Source organism: Sulfobacillus harzensis (assembly GCF_012933365.1).
Taxonomy (GTDB): domain Bacteria; phylum Bacillota; class Sulfobacillia; order Sulfobacillales; family Sulfobacillaceae; genus Sulfobacillus_B; species Sulfobacillus_B harzensis.
On sequence record NZ_JABBVZ010000342.1, the window covers coordinates 1 to 440 of the forward strand.

Sequence of the window (440 nt, forward strand, 5' to 3'; positions counted from 1 at the left end):
CCGCACATAGGTGCGCAAGTGGGCGACTTCCTGCTCCAACTGGTCGCATCGACAGGCGGGATGAGGGGATTCGTGGGTCATGGGGGTCCGCGTCGTCATAGGCTAAACATTCGCCATGGATCCGCGAAAGTCCTGCCGTTTGGCGGTTTTCGGACACTTGTCTACACCACATGATGCGCCCGGACGGGCGCATGGGCGGGGGCTTGATCGACGCTGAGTCCATCCAGCAGCCAGCGGAGTTGACGGAGGGAAATGGCCAGGGTCGCCTGATCCCGGGGTGCTTGAGGCCAGCGAAACTGGCCCCGTTCCAAGCGGCGATAGTAGAGCCAGAACCCATTATGGTCCCACTGGAGAATCTTGAGCTTATTGCGCTGGCGATTACAGAAGACGAACAGGGCGGGGGCGAAGGGATCCAGTCGAAAGCTCCCCTGCACCAACGC

General features: G+C 61.1%; 1 protein-coding gene. It reads right to left on the minus strand.

The annotated features are described in order from the left end of the window. Window positions 1-161 precede the first annotated feature (161 nt). The coding region (gene tnpB / locus HIJ39_RS25435) for an IS66 family insertion sequence element accessory protein TnpB (protein ID WP_169103409.1) at window positions 162-440 on the minus strand (279 nt) is incomplete at its 5' end.